This window comes from Nocardia niigatensis NBRC 100131, from assembly GCF_000308655.1.
GTDB classification, from domain to species: Bacteria; Actinomycetota; Actinomycetes; order Mycobacteriales; family Mycobacteriaceae; genus Nocardia; species Nocardia niigatensis.
Window position 1 is genome coordinate 1 of record NZ_BAGC01000054.1, and the last position, 17148, is coordinate 17148.

Genomic DNA, 17148 nt, shown 5'->3' on the forward strand with positions numbered 1-17148 from the left:
GCGCCGCGGTCGTCGCGGTCGCCGCCGGCGCGGTCGTGGCGGCGGGCCAGGCCACCATCGAGGCCTCGGGCACGCACGACAACAGCAATGTCGACTACCAGGCCGCCAACCAGGTCAAGGAAGTCGCCGCGACCTCGGTGGTCGGCGATGGCGCTACCGGATCGCCCCAGGTGGTGAGCCCGAACGCGCCCGCCAGCCTGGACCAGTTCAACGACATCCTGGCCAAGGGCAAGCAGTTCGCCGCCGACATGGCCAACCAGGAGGCGTCGAAGAACCGCCCGCTGTGGACGCGGTTCGCCAACGGCACCTTCACCTCCGGCTTCGGCATCCGCTGGGGCGTCGCCCATCAGGGCGTCGACATCGCCGCCCCGATCGGCACCCCGATCTACGCGGTGGCCGACGCCACCGTCCTCGAGGCCGGGCCCGCGTCCGGTTTCGGCATGTGGGTGCGGCTGCTCCACGATGACGGCACCGTCACCATCTACGGCCACGTCGACACCGCGACCGTCTCGCAGGGCCAGCGCGTGATGGCCGGCGATCAGATCGCGACCGTCGGCAACCGCGGCTTCTCGACCGGTCCGCACTGCCACTTCGAGGTCTGGCTGAACGGCGTCGACAAGATCGACCCGCTGCCCTGGCTGGCCTCGCGCGGCATCTCGCTCGGCCCCGAACGGGACTGACCCGCAATCGAATCCGATCCGGAAGGCGCGCCCCGCGGGGCGCGCCTTCCGGCATTCCGGCCGGCTTCCCGCGAAAGCGTCAGGGTGACGGCATGAAGGCCGGGACCGGGGTACGCGCGCTGCCGCAGTCGTTCGAGCGCTTTGCCGGCAAGGGCGTGCCGGACGGCCTGACCGGCGACCGGATCGAACCCGTCATGCGGATCGTGCAGATAGCCGAGGCCTCGGGGCGGACCGGCGAGGGCCGGCGGTGGTGGAGGTGTAACAGGCGCTGCCGGAGGATCGACCCCATCGCGCGGCGTCGAACCCGTCATGCGGATGGTGCACAGATCGCCGAGGCATCGGGGCGGACCGGCGAGGGCCGGCGGTGGAGGAGGTGTAACAGGCGCTGCCGGAGGATCGACCCCATCGCGCGGCCCTGGCGGCCCCGGAGCGGGTCCGGCTGCAACAGGCCGAGGAGACCGGCAGGGCGAGCGTCCCGGCGCGGTACGAGCGGTTCTGGACGCCGCGGGCACCGTCCGCCGCGCCCGGTTACGACGGTGGCGCGGCTGCGCGCCGTGGTGCCGCCCGGCCCGTTCGAGCTGACCGGGCCCGCGGACGTGGCCGGCCGATCCGAATCCTGGCTCGGTGGCCCCGGCGAGTTCGAGGTGCTCGACGCCGCCATCGGTCAGGTGGGCGCGGACCGGAGACGCGCTCGACCTGCTGTGCCCGGGCCGGCAGTGGCCCGGGCCGAGCGGTGAGATCCGTTCGGCGCGTTCAGCACCCGATCAGCGGCGGTTCGAGCGGTACCAGCGGATCAACGCGTCGGTGGACGAATCCGCTTGCGGTGCGGGCTCTTCCGGCGCGGTGAGCAGCGGTTCCAGGGCGAGCGCCTGCTGCTTGCCCAGTTCCACGCCCCACTGGTCGAAGCTGTCGATGCCCCAGATCGCACCCTCGGTGAAGACCTGGTGCTCGTAGAGCGCGATCAGCTGGCCCAGCACCGACGGGGTCAGCTGCGGCGCCAGGATAACCGTGGAGGGCCGGTTGCCGGGCATCACCTTGTGCGGCACCAGATTCGGGGCGGTGCCCTCGGCGGCGATCTCCTCGGCGGTCTTGCCGAAGGCCAGCACCTTGGTCTGGGCGAAGAGGTTGCTCATCAGGATGTCGTGCATGCTGCCCGTGCCGTCCATGGTGGGCAGATCGTCGGTGGGACGGGCGAATCCGATGAAGTCGGCGGGCACCAGCCGGGTGCCCTGGTGCAGCAGCTGGTAGAAGGCGTGCTGGCCGTTGGTGCCGGGCTCGCCCCAGAAGATCTCGCCGGTGGAGGTGGTGACCGGGGTGCCGTCGGCGCGCACGGACTTGCCGTTGGACTCCATGGTCAGCTGCTGCAGGTAGGCCGGAAAGCGGGCCAGGTCATTGGAGTACGGCAGCACCGCGCGGGACTGCGCGCCGAAGAAGTTCGAGTACCAGACGCCGAGCAGCCCGAGCAGGATCGGGCCGTTCTCGGCCAGGGGCGCATTCTCGAAATGCTCGTCCACGGCGTGCATTCCGGCCAGGAACTCGGCGAAGCGCTCCTTGCCGATGACCGCCATGACCGACAGGCCGATGGCCGAGTCGACCGAGTAGCGGCCGCCGACCCAGTCCCAGAAGCCGAACATGTTGGCGGTGTCGATACCGAAGTCCGCCACCCGCTGCGCGTGGGTGGACACGGCCACGAAATGCTTTGCGACAGCGTCCTCGCCGAGCGCGGCCACCAGCCAGCGGCGGGCCGCGGTGGCGTTGGTGAGCGTCTCGAGGGTGGAGAAGGTCTTGGAGGCGACGATGAACAGCGTGGTGGCCGGGTTCAGGCCGTCCAGCTTGGACACCAGGTCCGTGGGATCGACGTTCGAGACGAACCGCGCCGAGATGCCGGCGTCGGCGTAGTGCCGCAGGCCCAGGGTCACCATGGCCGGGCCCAGGTCCGAGCCGCCGATGCCGATGTTCACCACGGTGGCGATGCGTTCGCCGGTGGCGCCGCGCCACTGCCCGGAGCGCACCTGGTCGGTGAATTCGCCCATCCGCCGCAGCACCTCGTGCACGTCGGTCTCGACGTCCTGGCCGTCGACCGTGAGCGGCCGCGCGGCGGGCCGGCGCAGCCACACGTGCCCGACCGCGCGGTCCTCGGAGGTGTTGATGCGCTCGCCGGCGAACATGGCGTCGCGGCGCTGCTCGACACCGGCGGTCTGCGCCAATTCGGCCAGCAGATCCAGGGTTTCGCGTGTCACCCGGTGTTTGGAGTAGTCGATGTGCAGGTCGGCGACCTGCACGGTCAGGTCACGACCACGCTCGGGATCCTCGGCGAAGAATTCACGCAGATGCCGCCCCGCGAGCGAGGCATGGTGATCGTGCAGTTTCCGCCAGACCGCCGACGCGGTGATGTCGCTGCTCACGATCGCCGAGGGTACAACCTTGCGGTTGCGACTCGCAGGTAACAAGGCGTTCTCTGCATGCCGCACCAACGGCCGCACGCGCTCGCGTCGCCGGAGTTCGCCCAGCGCAGAGCGAGATTCGAACACGCGCCGGGGGTGCGGATTCCACGGACTGCGGCGGCCCGGGCGGGCACGAGCCTAGGCTCGTCTCATGGTGTCTGCGAGCGAACTACTCTCGTCCATTCCCACGCGACTCTGGATCGGCGGACCGGTGGATGCCACCGGCGGCGCGACCTTCCCCGTGCACGATCCGGCCACCGGTGAGGTCATCGCCAGAGTCGCCGACGCGACGCCCGAGGACGCGGTGCGCGCCCTCGACGCGGCCGCGGCCGTCCAGGCCGAATGGGCGGCCACCCCGGCCCGGCAGCGCGGGGAGATCCTGCGCGCGGTGTTCGAGGCCATCACCGCGCGGGCCGAGGAGTTCGCGCTGCTGATGACCCTCGAAATGGGTAAGGCTCTGCCGGAGAGCCGCAACGAGGTCCGCTACGGCGCGGAGTTCTTCCGCTGGTTCAGCGAGGAGGCGGTCCGGATTCACGGCCGCTACCAGCCCGCCCCGGCCGGGACCGGGCGAATCCTGGTGCACAAGCAGCCCGTCGGCCCATGCCTGGCCATCACGCCGTGGAACTTCCCGCTGGCCATGGGAACTCGCAAGATCGGCCCGGCGCTGGCGGCGGGCTGCACCATGATCGTGAAGCCCGCGGGCGAGACCCCGCTGACCATGCTGCTGCTGGCCCAGCTGTGCAGCGAGGCCGGGCTGCCGGACGGCGTGCTGTCGGTGATCACCACCTCGCATTCGGGTGCGGTGACCGCTCCCCTGCTGAGCGATCCGCGCCTGCGCAAGCTGACCTTCACCGGTTCCACGCCGGTGGGCAAGAAGCTGGTCGAGCAGTCCGCGCACGGTCTGCTGCGCACCTCGATGGAGCTCGGCGGCAATGCCCCGTTCGTGGTCTTCGACGACGCCGATCTGGATGCGGCCGTGCAGGGCGCGCTGCTGGCCAAACTGCGCAACGGCGGTGAGGCGTGCACCGCGGCCAACCGCTTCCACGTCCAGAATTCGGTTCGCCAGGAATTCACCGACAAACTGGTGGCGGCCATGGCGGAGTACCGGCTCGGCAATGGCGTGGATCCGGACACCACACTGGGCCCGCTCATCAACGAGAACCAGCTCGACACCGTGAGCGAGCTGGTGGACGACGCGGTGTCGGCGGGCGCGCAGGTGAGGCTGGGCGGCAAGGCACCCGGCGGTCCGGGCTGGTTCTACCCGGCCACGGTCCTCACCGATATTCCGGCGCAGGCCCGTATCCTGCGCGAGGAGGTGTTCGGCCCGGTCGCCCCGATCGTCGGCTTCGACACCGAGGCGGAGGGCCTGGCCGCGGCCAACAACACCGAATTCGGCCTGGTCGCATACGTTTACACGCGCAGTCTGGACCGCGCGCTGCGGGTGGCCGAGGGCCTGGAGACCGGCATGGTCGGCGTCAATCGCGGCGTCATCTCCGACCCGGCCGCGCCCTTCGGCGGCGTGAAGGAATCCGGTTTCGGCCGGGAGGGCGGCTTCGAGGGCATCGAGGAATACCTCGACATCAAGTACATCGCCCTGCCGTAGAGGGAAAGAACCGCCCCGGGGTCGAGACACCCGGGGCGGCTTGGGGGAGGCTGCATCCGTGGCACGCATGCAGCGTGGTCTGTATGAGGCCGCGCTGAACGGCGCTACCGCTCATGTATCTGCTCGAGCGGTGCTCGTCGTTAACAGGAGGCCGCCAGCGCCCGCCGAGAGCGGGTCCCCCGAGACTCGGTCAGTGGCCGAGCCGGCCGCGGCCCAGGCGCAGCAGCAGCATGGCCAGGGTGTGTCCCTCCTGGCCCAGTTCGCTGAATCGCTCGAGCACCTTCATCTCGCGGGAGTGGACGAGCTTGGGCCCGCCGTTCGCCATGCGCGTTCGCCCGATGATGCGCGAGACCTCGGTGCGGCGCTTGATTGCTGCGAGGATTTCGGCGTCCAGCTTGTCGATTTCCAAGCGCAGCTTGTCGATCTCAGCCTCGGAGGGCAGGGCGGAGTCCGAGCCGGTGGCAGACTCGGATTGTCCCGTCGTCGAGATGCTCATTCTTCAACTCCTCGTGGTCCAGAACGTCGATCGGCGGGTGGACCCACCCCGTTACCGATCGGTTCTTCACCAAGAATCAGACCTGTTGGCCTTACATTGTCCCCCCAGGATCACAAAACTCATCCCCCTGGGATCAGGCTCAGGTGCAATACGTCGCCTGGGAGCCGGTCATGGGACGAGTGTGCCACGCAGAGGGACCTATGCAAAACGGGTACGTTTGTGAATCTCCGGAGTTTCGCGGGCGGATGTGGTTCACCGGATGTTCGCCGGACCGGCACTTATCGGACACCTGTGCGATCCGGCCCGCCGCCTGTCGGTGCGCGCCGGTAGCGTGGATGGGCGATGAATACGACGGTGGCACAGGACGAGCAGAAGACCGAGCGGTTGCTCGAGGGATTGAATCCACAACAGCGCGCCGCGGTGATGCACACCGGCACCCCGCTGCTGATCGTGGCCGGCGCCGGGTCCGGAAAGACCGCGGTTCTGACCCGTCGCATCGCCTATCTGCTCGATGCCCGAGGGGTGCGCCCCGGCGAGGTGCTGGCCATCACCTTCACCAACAAGGCCGCCGCCGAGATGCGCGAACGCGTGGCCGGGCTGGTCGGCCCGCGCGCGGCCGGCATGTGGGTATCCACCTTCCACTCCAGCTGCGTGCGCATCCTGCGCACCCAGGCGTCGCTGCTGGCCGGGTTGAACTCCAACTTCTCCATCTACGACGCGGACGATTCCCGGCGGCTGCTGGGCATGATCGTCCGCGACTTCGAGATCGACGCGAAGAAGTACTCGCCGCGCCTGCTGTCCACCGCCATCTCGAATCTCAAGAACGAGCTCATCGACCCGCCACAGGCCGCGGCCGACGCCGAGACCGAGGACAGCGAGCTGCCGCGCATCGTGGCCCGGGTCTACGACGAGTACCAGCGGCGCCTGCGCGCGGCCAATGCCCTCGACTTCGATGATCTGATCGGCGAGACGGTGTCGCTGCTGCAGCGGCATCCGCAGGTGGCCGAGTACTACCGGCGGCGTTTCCGGCACGTGCTGGTCGACGAGTACCAGGACACCAACCACGCGCAGTACGTGCTGGTGCGCGAGCTGGTGGGCCACCATCGGGGCGGGCCGGGTGACGCTACCGCTTCCGAGGATCGGGTGCCGCCCTCGGAGCTGTGCGTGGTGGGTGACGCGGACCAGTCCATCTACGCCTTCCGCGGCGCCACCATCCGCAATATCGAGGAGTTCGAGCGTGACTTCCCGGATGCGGAAACCATTCTGCTGGAACAGAACTACCGCTCCACCCAGTACATTCTGACCGCCGCCAACGCGGTCATCGCCCGCAACGAGGGGCGGCGCGAGAAGAAGCTGTGGACCGATCAGGGCGACGGCGATCTGATTGTCGGCTATGTAGCCGACAACGAGCACGACGAGGCCTCGTTCGTGGCCCGCGAGATCGACCGGCTGGTCGATCAGGGCGACGCCAACTACGCGGATGTGGCGGTCTTCTACCGCACCAACAACAATTCACGCGCGCTGGAAGAGATCTTCATCCGCATGGGTCTGCCCTACAAGGTGGTCGGCGGCGTGCGCTTCTACGAGCGCAAGGAGGTTCGCGACATCGTGGCCTACCTGCGCGTGCTGGAGAATCCGGACGACGCGGTGAGCCTGCGCCGCATTCTCAACACGCCGCGCCGCGGCATCGGCGATCGCGCGGAGGCGTGTGTGGCCGTGCATGCCGAGCAGCGGAACACCGGTTTCGCCCAGGCGCTCCGGGATGCGGCCGAGGGCAAGGTGGCGCTGCTGAATTCGCGTTCGCAGCGGGCCATCGCCGGGTTCCTGGAGCTGCTGGAGGAGATCCGGGCGGCGGGCGCGCAGGCGGCTGGTGACACAGGCGTGGCCGCCGCGGACTTCCCGGATGTGGGTTCGGTGGTGGAGGCGGTGCTGGACCGCACCGGCTATCGCGCGGAGCTGGAGGCCTCCGACGATCCGCAGGACGGCGCGCGCCTGGACAACCTCAATGAATTGGTCAGTGTCGCAAGGGAATTCAGTTCCGAGGCGCGCAACAATGTGGAGGCCGCGCGGGCCGAGGGCCTGCTGCCCGAGCAGGCCGAGGGGGAACCGGAGCCGGGGTCGCTGGCGGCGTTCCTGGAGCGGGTCTCGCTGGTGGCCGACGCGGACCAGATCCCCGAAGAGGGTTCGGGCGTGGTCACTTTGATGACGCTGCACACCGCCAAGGGCCTGGAGTTCCCGGTCGTATTCGTGACCGGCTGGGAGGACGGCCAGTTCCCGCACATGCGCGCCCTGGGCGATCCGACGGAGCTGCAGGAGGAGCGGCGCCTGGCGTACGTGGGCATCACGCGCGCCCGCAAGCGGCTGTATCTGACCCGGGCCGTGGTGCGGTCCGGCTGGGGGCAGCCGGTCTCGAATCCGGAATCCCGCTTCCTGCAGGAGATTCCGGGTCACCTCATGGATTGGCGGCGTCTGGAGCCGGCACCGTCGCAGACCTCGCGCGGTTTCCGCCGGCGCGGCGATGACGATGGCCTGGAACGGGATTGGACCCGCGGCGACGGCTGGTCCGAGCCCCGCCCCGGTCTGCGTGATCGCGGTGAGCGGCGGCCCGCGCCGGCCGCCGCCGGGGTCAAGCGCAACAACACCGGTCTGGTGCTTGCGGTCGGCGATCGGGTCAACGACGACAAGTACGGTCTGGGCCGGGTGATCGCCGCCGAGGGTTTCGGTTCCCTGGCGACGGTCACCATCGACTTCGGCACGGCCGGCAAGATCCGGCTGATCCCGCAGTACAGCCGGACGCTGACCAAGCTCTGATCAGCTGGTGTGGCGGCTGAGGACGTCGTAGGCGCGCAGGGCGTCCTCGGGGAAGACCAGGATCCGGAAGCGGTCCTTGATGTTGCGCCAGCGGTGGATGCGCGCCCGGCCCATGGTGGCGCGCACTCCGTGGGTGTGCAGCAGCTGCCGGACGGCGCGCGCGGACTGCATGTCGTAGACGGTGGCGGCGGGCACCAGCAGCCCGTATTCCGCGTCGTCGGTGCGTGTCCGGAGTTTCATCCTCGACTCCCGTTGTCCTGCTTGGTTTTCAGCATGGCGAGCTGTGCGCGTTCCTCCTCATGATGCTGGGCGGTGCGGAGCGCGCGTTCGCCGGGTGGGTCGGCGACGAGGAATCCGCCGGGCCCGGGTTTGCCCGCGGAGCCGAGCTTGCTCATCTTCTTCGGGACGGCGGCACCCTGGTACTCCAGGGGAACCGGATGGCCGTGCCCATCCACCGGTCCGAGCGACTGGTGCACCTCGATGTATTCGCCGTGCGGCAGCCGCTTGATGATGCCGGTCTCGATGCCGTGCTCGAGCACCGCCCGGTCGCTGCGCTGCAGGCCCAGGCAGAAACGGTAGGCGATGAAGTAGGCCAGCGGCGGCAGGATCAGCAGCGCGATCCGGAAGAACCAGGTGGTCGCGTTGAGCGAGACGTCGAACTTCAGCGCGATGATGTCGTTCACGCAGGCGAAGGTGAGCACCAGGTAGAAGGCGATGGCCATGGATCCGATCGCGGTGCGCACCGGCACATCTCGCGGCCGCTGCAGCAGATTGTGGTGCGCGGTGTCCTTGGTGAGCCGCTTCTCGATCCACGGATACAGCGGGATCACCACCAGCACCAGGCCCATCACCACCGCCACCCAGAAGGGCGCGGGAATGGTGTAGCGGCCCAGGTAGATCTCCCAGGGTGGCATGAGCCGGGCGAGGCCGTCGGTCCACATCATGTAGAAGTCGGGCTGGGATCCGGCCGATACCTGGGCGGGATTGTAGGGCCCCAGATTCCAGATCGGGTTGATCTGGAACAGCCCGCCCATGAGGGCCACGGTGGCCAGGGTGAAGGCGAAGAACGCGCCCTGGTCCAGGGAGAACACCGGAACGATGCGCGCGCCCACCACATTTCGCTCGGTGCGGGCGGGCCCGGGGAACTGGGTGTGCTTCTGGTACCAGACCAGGGCGATGTGGGCGCCGATGAGCGCCAGCATGATTCCCGGGAACAGCAGCACGTGGGTGATGTAGAGCCGCGGGATCAGGACGGTGCCCGGGAATTCGCCGCCGAAGAGGAAGAAGTGAGTCCAGGTGCCGATGACGGGGATCGCCATGGTGATGCCGCCCAGCGGGGAGCGCAGGCCGGTGCCCGACAGCAGGTCGTCGGGTAGCGAGTACCCGAAGTAGCCCTCGAACATGGCCAGGATCAGCAGCACCGCGCCGATCACCCAGGTGGCCTCGCGGGGTTTGCGGAAGGCGCCGGTGAAGAACACCCGGAACATGTGGATGATGATCGACGCCGCGAACAGCAGGGCGGCCCAGTGGTGGACCTGCCGGACGAACAGCCCGCCGCGCACGTCGAAGGAGATGTCCAGGACGCTGCGGTAGGCGGCCGACATCTGCACGCCCCGCAGCGGTTGGTAGCTGCCGTCGTAGGTGACCTCGGTCATGGACGGTTCGAAGTAGAGGGTCAGGTAGACGCCGGACAGCAGCAGGATGATGAAGCTGTAGAGCGCGATCTCCCCGAGCAGGAACGACCAGTGGGTCGGGAAGACCTTGTTGATGGAGCGTTTCAGGCCCGCGGCCAGGTGATACCGCTGGTCGGCGGCATCGGCGCGGTTCGCGGTGGCGTTCATGAACATGAGACGCCGGAGCAGGCCGAAACGTGACACCTGGATCGGGCGTTTGTCCCGGATCACCCCCCCGGAGTTCCGGGGGCCGCCGGTCAGCGTGGCAGCAGGTTCGACAGCGCCTCGTCGAGGGTCGGGTAGCGGAAGCGGAACCCGCTGTGCCGCAGCACCTCCGAGGTGGCGTGCCGCCCGGTCAGCCCGAGCGCCGGGTCGGTGCGCAGGAATACCGCGCCGACGGTGAGGGCTACGGCGGGAGTGGGCGGCGACCACGGCCGGCGCAGCTGCCGGCGCAGGGCGGTCATGAGTTCCTTGTTGCGCACCGGGAAGTCGGTGGCCGCGACCAGGACGCCGTTCGGCAGGCCGACCCGCGCATCCAGGCCCAGTCCGGCGCGCACGATGGCCAGCCAGTCCTCGAAGTGGATCCAGCTGAACCACTGCCGTCCGCTGCCGACGCTGCCGCCCAGCCCCGCCTTGGTCAGGCCCGCCAGCCGCCGCAGCGCGGGCGCGTCCGGGTCCAGCACGATGGAGGTGCGCAGGATGGTCCAGTGGGTGGCGTTGGCGCCTTCGAAGGCCGCCTCCCAGGGCGCGGCCACGCCGGTCATCTGCGGCAGCCCGGGCTCGGGCAGGGGTGTGCTCTCGGTACAGCGGAGCTCCCCCGCGTCGGCCCAGATGGCGGTGGTACCGGCCTGGATCCAATAGTCGATGGGCCGGTCCAGCGTCTTGGACGCCTCCACCAGCGCGCGAGTGGAATCGACTCGGCTGCGGCGCAATTCGGCCACATTGCGGGCGGTGGGACGGCAGTCGACGAGCTTGCCCGCGAGGTTGACCACCGCGGTGCGGCCCGGATTGCGCAGGGCGTCGGTCCACGCGCCGAGGGTGTGGCCGTCCCATTCGTATTGCGGGTAGGGCAGATCCGGCACCGCGCGCCGGGTGAGGATGACAGCCCGCTGGCCCCGGCAGGTGAGGTCGGCGGCCAGGGTGCGACCCAGCGCCCCGGTGCCGCCCGCGATGACGACGGTGAGCGCGTCGGCGGCGGGTCGCAGTCCGGCCAGCTGAGCCAGGCGGGTGAAGCAGGTGCGGGTGTCGTGGAGCAGCAGGTCCCCGACGATCTTGCGCATGACCGCCGCCGAGGCGCCGCTGAAGGTGAGCTGCTGACCGAGTTCGGTGCCGCCGTCGCGCGGGGTGAGCACCCAGCGCAGGCGCATGGTGCCCGCGGGTTCGGGCTGTTCCAGGGTGATTTCGCGATCGGGCACGAAGGTGGAGACGACGAACGGCTTCGCGAGCCGCCCGTGCACTGCCTCGTGGACGCGGCCGCGTGGCAGGTAGTCGCCGGTGACGCTTGCCGCCGGGGCGCCGTGCAGTGTCACCGCGGCGACGGCGGGATTCCACTCGGGCCAGCGGGCGGGATCGCCCAGCACGGCCCACAGCTGCTGGGGCGTGCGGGCGATCCACTGGGTGTACGTCGTTGTACGAGGCATGCTTTCGACGCTATTACCGCTGGGCCGCGGCCGGAAGCGTGGCTTTGGTCGCAGCCCAGCGGCGCGGTCAGCCGATGCTGGTCTGGGTGCCGAGGGTGAAGGTGTGACCGTGCGAGGTGCAGGTCAGACCGCCGCCGTGCGGACGGCCGCCGAGGCAGGTCGCGCCCGCGTAGTCGAACTGGGTGCCGGCGTAGACATTGCCCGGAGGGCGCGGCACGTCCCAGAGCTGACGGGCGTTGGGGTTCCCGTGTTGTCCGCCGAGTCCGAAGGTCGGGTGGGCGGGCAGGAAGGAACCGTCGATCACGATGTCGGAGATGGGAATCAGGCCCCAGAGTTTGTTGCCCTGCCCGAGATCGCAGGCGACGTCGCCATTCGCGTGAATGGCGCACTGGGTGGCGAATTCATTGAAATAGAGGGTGTCGCCCACCAGGAAGTCCGAATTGTCCGCCTCGATGACACCTGAATCGGCGGAGGCGATACCGGTGCCGAGGAATGAGAGCGCCACCGCGGCCATCGCAGAGCCGATAACACTACGTACGTTCATGATGACCGACCCTAGAGCACCGGAACCCGTTGACACCAGCGCGAATTCGCGTGTCTCACAATGAGGTGCATCGATTGACGAGGTTTCTCGATCCACCCCGATTCGCTACTTGATGAATGTCCCCGGTCGCCCGAAGGTGAACACGACAGTCGTGCGTCGCGGGCGCATTCCGGACAACAGAGGCATGTGATGAGCGAGAAGATCCGCGTCGAAGGCACCATCACGGTGGACAATATCGTCAGCGGCGAGGCTATCGACCGCCGCCCACACCCATGACCGCGCCGGGGAGGAATCCAGGGTCAACGATCGTCCGGGTGGGTGACCTTCTGGACCTCCACCAATCCGGTCAGGCCGGAGAAGGCGTCGGGATTGACCGTGAACAACGGCAATTTGATGGATGCCTCCGCACTTCCGGCCGATATCGTTGCGGCACTTGATAATCCACTGAACGCCGCAACAGCTTCCGCGAGCGGGACCGCCGAACGACGCCTCAGATTCCGGTGCGGAACAAGATCCGCGACCGGGGTTCCATCCACCGTGATGGTGTATGAACGCCCGGCGCGGACCTCACGAAGGACGCGGCTCGCGTCATTCCGCAGTTCCCGCTGGGGGATCTCTGGAAACTCCGCAGGACTCGTCATATGTCCTCGATACGGGATTGACTACACCGTCGCAACGGCTTCGCTACGGATGCGACGGGTGTCGGCCGGATCCGGCAACCGGAGCCGACTCAGTCGACGTAGGCGCGCTGAATGATGGCCTCGGTGTCGACGCCGGTCGGCAGCGTGCCGAACGCGATACCCCAGTCGCCGCCGAACCTGGTGCCGCAGAAGGCGTCCGCGACGGCCTGGTGCCCGTGCCGCACCAGCTGGGCGCCCTGCAGCACCAGCGCCATCAGCTCCACCACGCGCCGCGCGCGGTATTCGATATCGGCGAAGTCGGTGAGCTCCTTGCCGATTCGGTCGATGGCCTCGTCCAGGTAGCGGTTGGCGCCGCGGGACAGGTTCACCTCGTTGAAGAACGCCTCGACCGTCTCCGGCTGACGGCCCATGGCGCGCAGCGCGTCCAGCGCCGCCACATTGCCCGAGCCCTCCCAGATGGACATGAGCGGGGCCTCGCGGTACAGCCGCGGCATGCCGGACTCCTCGGCATAACCGTTGCCGCCGAAGCATTCCAGCGCTTCGGCCGCGTGCGCGGGGGCGCGCTTGCACACCCAGTACTTGGTGACCGCCAGCGCGATGCGGCGCAGCGAGGCCTCGGCGGGATCGATGTCGGCGCGGTCGGTGGCGCCGGCCAGGCGCATCATGACGGTGGTCGCGGCGTCGGACTCGATCACCAGGTCCGCCAGCACATTCCGCATGGCGGGCTGGTCGACCAGGTGCTTGCCGAACACCTGCCGGTGCCGGGCGTGGTGGGTGGCGTAGACCGCGCCGGCGCGCATGCCGGTGGCCGAGCCGATCACGCAGTCCAGCCGGGTCATATTGACCATTTCGATAATGGTCTTCACGCCCGCGCCCTCGTCGCCGACCAGCCAGCCGATGGCGTTCTCGTACTCCAGTTCCGAGGAGGCGTTGGACTTGTTGCCCAGCTTGTCCTTGAGCCGCTGGATACGCAGCGCGTTGCGGGTGCCGTCCGGCAGCACCCGGGGCAGCAGGAAGCAGGACAGGCCGCCCGGCGCCTGGGCCAGGGTCAGGAACATGTCGCCCATGGGGTGCGAGGTGAACCACTTGTGGCCGACGATCCGGTAGGTGCCGTCGGATAGCGGGGTGGCCGTGGTGGTGTTGGCGCGGACGTCGGAGCCGCCCTGCTTCTCGGTCATGGACATGCCCGCGATGAGACCAGCCTTGCTGGACGGTTCGCGCAGGCCGAAGTCGTAGACGCGGGAGGCCAGCAGCGGCTCGAATTTCGCGGCCAGTTCGGGATTGTGGCGCAGCGCGGGCACCACGGCGTAGGTCATGGAGATCGGGCACATGTGCCCGGCGTCGGCCAGACCCCAGGTGTAGAACTTGGCGGCGCGGGCCACGTGCGCGCCGGGCCGGTCGTCTTGCCAGGGCGAACCGTGCAGGCCGTGCGATACCGCGGTGTTCATCAGGTCGTGCCAGTGCGGGTGGAATTCCACCTCGTCGATGCGGTTGCCGTAGCGGTCGTGGGTGTGCAGGACCGGCGGGTACTCGTTGGCCAGCCGGCCCCACTCCTGCGCGGCCGCGCCGCCCGCGAGCACGCCCAGCTCCCGCACCTCGGCCTCGGCCCAGCCCGCACCCTCCCGGTGCAGGCCCTCGAGCAGCGCGGGATTGCGCGAGTTGTCGAAGGGGACGATGGGCGGCACCTGATTGAAGACGTCGTGCGTGTGCATTGCGGGTGACTCCTATTCGTGTGGGACGCCGCGAGATTCGGGAAGTTCGGGCTGGACGCCGGAGGCAGAGGGCTGGACGCCGAGGGCGCGCAGCGCGAAGGAGACCAGTTCGGGCAGCACCGATTCGCTCTGCAGCTGTTCGGAGAGCGGGCCGACGAGCACCTCGCCGATGGCCCCGACCAGCGCGGTGGCGGAGGTGCGCGGATCCTGCGGCGGCAGTTGACCGGTGGCGATGCCGTCGGAGATCGCGGACACGTAGGTCTCGGCGAAGGCCCTGCGGAAGCGCAGACGTTCGGCGTCGACGGCGGCGTCCACGGGCTCGGCGAGCAGGACGTAGGCGAGTTTGGGGTTCTTGAGGGCGCGGCCGGCGAAGGTCTCGACGGCGGCCGTGACGCGGTCCGGGGCGGTGCGCCCCTCCCCCGCCGCGCCGGCCGCGGCGACGGCGTCGACCTCGCGGGTGACGACCTCGCGGAAGACGGCGGTGACCAGTTCGGCCTTGCCGCTGAAGTTCTTGTACACCGTGCCGGTGGCGACCCCGGCCTCGGCGGCGACCGCCGCCATGGACAGTCCGGCGAACCCGTCGCGGGAGAGCACGGTCATGGCGGAGCGCACGATCGACCCCGCCTGAGCATCCAGGCGGGCCTGGACAGCGGGCGTTCTGCGATAGGCCATGCAAGAAGTGAACCACCAATTCATTTCTTGACGCAAGCCCACCCGTCGCCCACCACCGCCCTCGGCCGGGGCGCGCCGCGCCGCTGTACAGGATCCGGTTACGGCGTACTGTCGGCCGCGTGACAGTACGAGTGGAGCGCAACGGCCCCGTCTACACCGTGATCCTGCACCGGCCCGAAGCCCGCAACGCGGTCGACGGCCCGACCGCGAAGGCCCTGGCCGACGCCTTCCGCGAGTTCGACGCCGACCCCACCGCCGCGGTCGCCGTGCTGTGGGGCGACGGCGGCACCTTCTGCGCCGGCGCCGACCTGAAGGCCCTCGGCACCGAACGGTCCAACCAGGTCACCGAGGACGGCGACGGTCCCATGGGCCCGACCCGCATGAAGCTGTCCAAACCGGTCATCGCCGCGGTCTCCGGGTACGCGGTGGCGGGCGGCATCGAACTGGCGCTCTGGTGCGATCTGCGAATCGCGGAGCAGGACAGTACCTTCGGCGTGTTCTGCCGCCGCTGGGGCGTACCGCTCATCGACGGCGGCACGGTGCGGCTGCCGCGCATCATCGGCGAGGGCCGCGCCATGGACCTGATTCTCACCGGCCGGGCCGTCGGCGCCACCGAGGCGCTGCAGATCGGCCTGGTCAACCGAGTGGTGCCGACCGGCGAATCCCGCCGTGCCGCCGAGGATCTCGCGCGCGAGATGGCCGCCCTGCCGCAGACCTGCCTGCGCTCGGACCGGATGTCGGTGCTGGAGCAGAACGGCCTGGAGGAGCCCGAGGCCATCGCCAACGAGCTGCGCCACGGCATGAGGGCGCTCATGGACGGCGCGCTGGACGGGGCGCAGCGGTTCGCCTCGGGCGCCGGCCGGCACGGCAGTCCGGCCTGATCCGGGCTCGGGTCCGCGCGCTCGCCGGAAAGCCCCGAATACGCGTGGCAGCACGCCAGGGAACCGATCGGTACGCTAGCCGTTCGATGGATCGGCTGAGCGTGCTGGACGAGATCTTCCTGCGGTCGCATCGGGGCATGGGCACCCCGATCGTCCTGCAGGGACTCTGGCGTACCGCCGAACCGGTACATCCGGCCCTGCTCTGGCGCGTGCACCGTGATCTGCGCACCGGGCCGCTGGGCCGCCGCGTGGTGCGGTCACGGGTGCCCGGGGCGCGGCCGCGCTGGCAGCCGAACGAGACCGCGTACCCGTTCACCATGACGCCCGAGCCGATTCCGGCCGCGGCCGTGCTGGATTGGGCCGATCAGCAGGGCGTGGACCTCGATCCCGAGTCCGGGCCGGGCTGGCGGCTGTCGGCGGCCCGCCTCGACGACGGCGGCTGCCTGGTCGCGCTGACCTGCTCGCACGCGCTGGCCGACGGCCGCGCGCTCACCCTGGCCATCGACAACGCCCTGTCCGGCATCCCGCTCGCCGCACCCCTTGCGGGGCATTCGGATTGGGCCGACGCCCGGCGCATGTGGGCCACCGTCCTGGGCGGGACCGCCCGCGCCCTGCGGCGCGGCATCCCCGCCCGTCCCACCGCGCCCGAGGCGCGAAAGCTGCTGCCGGGCACCGCGACTGCCATGTCACGACCCGGCGCCTCCGCCACCTGCGGGACGGTGCTCGAGATCCCCGCCCGGGACTGGAACCGCGTCGCCGTCTCGCACGCGGGCACCGCCAACAGCCTGTTCGTCCATCTGATCGCGAAGATGCTGTGGGCCAGTGGCTTTCCCGCCGACACCATCGCCGCCAGTCTCCCGGTCGACACGCGGGACGAGCCGCGCGTGGACAACGACATGTCCATGACCGAGGTCGCCATCACCCACGATGACACCCCGGCCACGCTGCGCCGCAAGGCCCGCGCGGCCTACGAGCACCGCATGACCAGTCCCGGCGGCATTCCGGAGGAGATCCTCCAGGTCGTGCCGGACCGCTGGGCGTATCGGCTGGCCCGGGGCGCGGGCGAGCGAGACATCCTGTGCTCCAATATCGGAAACCTCCCGGAGTCGCTGCTCGCACTGGGGCCGCATGCCTGCACCGGGCTGGCGGCTCGCGCGATCCACCCTGGGCTCCGGTCCGACGCGCTGCCCCGCACGCGGCTCTCCGGCTATCTGACCCGGATCGCCGACACCTACACGCTGTCGCTGGTCGGGCTGGACCCGGATGCCGTCCCGACCTCCGCCGCGCTCACCGCGCTGGCCGAGGCGGAACTGTCCGCTCTCGGCCTGCCCTGCTCGACCTGGTGACCGCC

15 protein-coding genes are annotated in these 17148 nt (G+C 69.5%); 6 read left to right on the forward strand and 9 right to left on the reverse strand.

Annotated elements, in window-relative coordinates; genetic code table 11:
* Positions 1–680, forward strand: a 680-nt coding sequence (locus tag ON33_RS25790; RefSeq protein ID WP_040861682.1) for a M23 family metallopeptidase, incomplete at its 5' end; no start/stop codon positions are given.
* Positions 681–1216: 536 nt separating this feature from the next.
* Positions 1217–1417, forward strand: coding sequence for a hypothetical protein (locus tag ON33_RS25795; protein WP_040861683.1), 201 nt, complete (start codon positions 1217–1219; stop codon positions 1415–1417).
* A 27-nt stretch (positions 1418–1444) separates the two neighbouring features.
* On the opposite strand, the gene pgi is transcribed toward ON33_RS25795, so the two are convergent.
* Complete coding sequence (gene pgi / locus ON33_RS25800; protein ID WP_040861684.1) at positions 1445–3085, reverse strand: glucose-6-phosphate isomerase; 1641 nt, start codon at positions 3083–3085, stop codon at positions 1445–1447.
* Between the two features lie 190 nt (positions 3086–3275).
* Between pgi and ON33_RS25805 the strand changes: the two genes are divergently transcribed.
* Positions 3276–4727 carry an NAD-dependent succinate-semialdehyde dehydrogenase gene (locus ON33_RS25805; protein WP_040861685.1) on the forward strand — a complete coding sequence of 484 codons (1452 nt, stop codon included), beginning with the start codon at positions 3276–3278 and terminating at the stop codon, positions 4725–4727.
* Between the two features lie 190 nt (positions 4728–4917).
* Here the strand turns inward: ON33_RS25805 and ON33_RS25810 are convergent, their stop codons facing one another.
* Complete coding sequence (locus ON33_RS25810; protein WP_040861686.1) at positions 4918–5223, reverse strand: chorismate mutase; 306 nt, start codon at positions 5221–5223, stop codon at positions 4918–4920.
* A 342-nt stretch (positions 5224–5565) separates the two neighbouring features.
* Here ON33_RS25810 and pcrA point away from each other — a divergent pair, with 342 nt between their 5' ends.
* Entirely contained in the window at positions 5566–8034 is a 2469-nt protein-coding gene (gene pcrA, locus ON33_RS25815; RefSeq protein ID WP_040861687.1) for a DNA helicase PcrA, read from the forward strand.
* On the opposite strand, the gene ON33_RS25820 is transcribed toward pcrA, so the two are convergent.
* From ON33_RS25820 to ON33_RS25845, 7 genes are all read right to left on the reverse strand, one after another.
* Positions 8035–8274 carry a hypothetical protein gene (locus ON33_RS25820; RefSeq protein WP_040861688.1) on the reverse strand — a complete coding sequence of 80 codons (240 nt, stop codon included), beginning with the start codon at positions 8272–8274 and terminating at the stop codon, positions 8035–8037. It lies immediately after the preceding gene.
* Positions 8271–9875, reverse strand: coding sequence for a cytochrome bc1 complex cytochrome b subunit (gene qcrB / locus ON33_RS25825; protein WP_040861766.1), 1605 nt, complete (start codon positions 9873–9875; stop codon positions 8271–8273). The genes ON33_RS25820 and qcrB overlap by 4 nt, the downstream gene beginning before the upstream one ends.
* Positions 9876–9964: 89 nt before the next feature.
* The gene (locus tag ON33_RS25830) at positions 9965–11347 is read right to left on the reverse strand and encodes a DUF1731 domain-containing protein (RefSeq protein WP_083869305.1); all 1383 of its coding nucleotides are present in this window, start codon (positions 11345–11347) and stop codon (positions 9965–9967) included.
* Positions 11348–11414: 67 nt separating this feature from the next.
* A complete protein-coding gene (locus ON33_RS25835) occupies positions 11415–11891 on the reverse strand; it encodes a hypothetical protein (protein ID WP_157184734.1) in 477 nt (158 codons plus the stop codon).
* Between the two features lie 299 nt (positions 11892–12190).
* The gene (locus tag ON33_RS40015) at positions 12191–12532 is read right to left on the reverse strand and encodes a type II toxin-antitoxin system Phd/YefM family antitoxin (protein WP_083869306.1); all 342 of its coding nucleotides are present in this window, start codon (positions 12530–12532) and stop codon (positions 12191–12193) included.
* A gap of 89 nt (positions 12533–12621) precedes the next feature.
* Positions 12622–14244: an acyl-CoA dehydrogenase family protein gene (locus ON33_RS25840; protein ID WP_040861690.1), complete on the reverse strand. Its 1623-nt coding sequence runs from the start codon at positions 14242–14244 to the stop codon at positions 12622–12624.
* Between the two features lie 12 nt (positions 14245–14256).
* The gene (locus tag ON33_RS25845; protein ID WP_040861691.1) at positions 14257–14916 is read right to left on the reverse strand and encodes a TetR/AcrR family transcriptional regulator; all 660 of its coding nucleotides are present in this window, start codon (positions 14914–14916) and stop codon (positions 14257–14259) included.
* 119 nt (positions 14917–15035) lie between these two features.
* Here ON33_RS25845 and ON33_RS25850 point away from each other — a divergent pair, with 119 nt between their 5' ends.
* Both ON33_RS25850 and ON33_RS25855 read left to right on the forward strand, forming a co-directional pair.
* A complete protein-coding gene (locus ON33_RS25850; protein ID WP_040861692.1) occupies positions 15036–15797 on the forward strand; it encodes a crotonase/enoyl-CoA hydratase family protein in 762 nt (253 codons plus the stop codon).
* Positions 15798–15883: 86 nt separating this feature from the next.
* Positions 15884–17143, forward strand: a complete 1260-nt coding sequence (locus tag ON33_RS25855; protein WP_040861693.1) for a hypothetical protein — start codon at positions 15884–15886, stop codon at positions 17141–17143.
* The last annotated feature ends 5 nt before the right edge of the window (positions 17144–17148 follow it).

Excerpts from the sequence above, each read along its gene's own strand:
- ON33_RS25840 (WP_040861690.1), bottom strand. The coding sequence starts at position 14,244 with ATGCACACGCACGACGTCTTCAATCAGGTGCCGCCCATCGTCCCCTTC.
- qcrB (WP_040861766.1), bottom strand. The coding sequence starts at position 9,875 with ATGAACGCCACCGCGAACCGCGCCGATGCCGCCGACCAGCGGTATCAC.
- ON33_RS25810 (WP_040861686.1), bottom strand. The coding sequence starts at position 5,223 with ATGAGCATCTCGACGACGGGACAATCCGAGTCTGCCACCGGCTCGGAC.
- pcrA (WP_040861687.1), top strand. The coding sequence starts at position 5,566 with ATGAATACGACGGTGGCACAGGACGAGCAGAAGACCGAGCGGTTGCTC.
- ON33_RS25845 (WP_040861691.1), bottom strand. The coding sequence starts at position 14,916 with ATGGCCTATCGCAGAACGCCCGCTGTCCAGGCCCGCCTGGATGCTCAG.
- ON33_RS25805 (WP_040861685.1), top strand. The coding sequence starts at position 3,276 with ATGGTGTCTGCGAGCGAACTACTCTCGTCCATTCCCACGCGACTCTGG.
- ON33_RS25820 (WP_040861688.1), bottom strand. The coding sequence starts at position 8,274 with ATGAAACTCCGGACACGCACCGACGACGCGGAATACGGGCTGCTGGTG.
- ON33_RS25835 (WP_157184734.1), bottom strand. The coding sequence starts at position 11,891 with ATGAACGTACGTAGTGTTATCGGCTCTGCGATGGCCGCGGTGGCGCTC.
- ON33_RS25855 (WP_040861693.1), top strand. The coding sequence starts at position 15,884 with ATGGATCGGCTGAGCGTGCTGGACGAGATCTTCCTGCGGTCGCATCGG.
- ON33_RS25830 (WP_083869305.1), bottom strand. The coding sequence starts at position 11,347 with ATGCCTCGTACAACGACGTACACCCAGTGGATCGCCCGCACGCCCCAG.
- ON33_RS40015 (WP_083869306.1), bottom strand. The coding sequence starts at position 12,532 with ATGACGAGTCCTGCGGAGTTTCCAGAGATCCCCCAGCGGGAACTGCGG.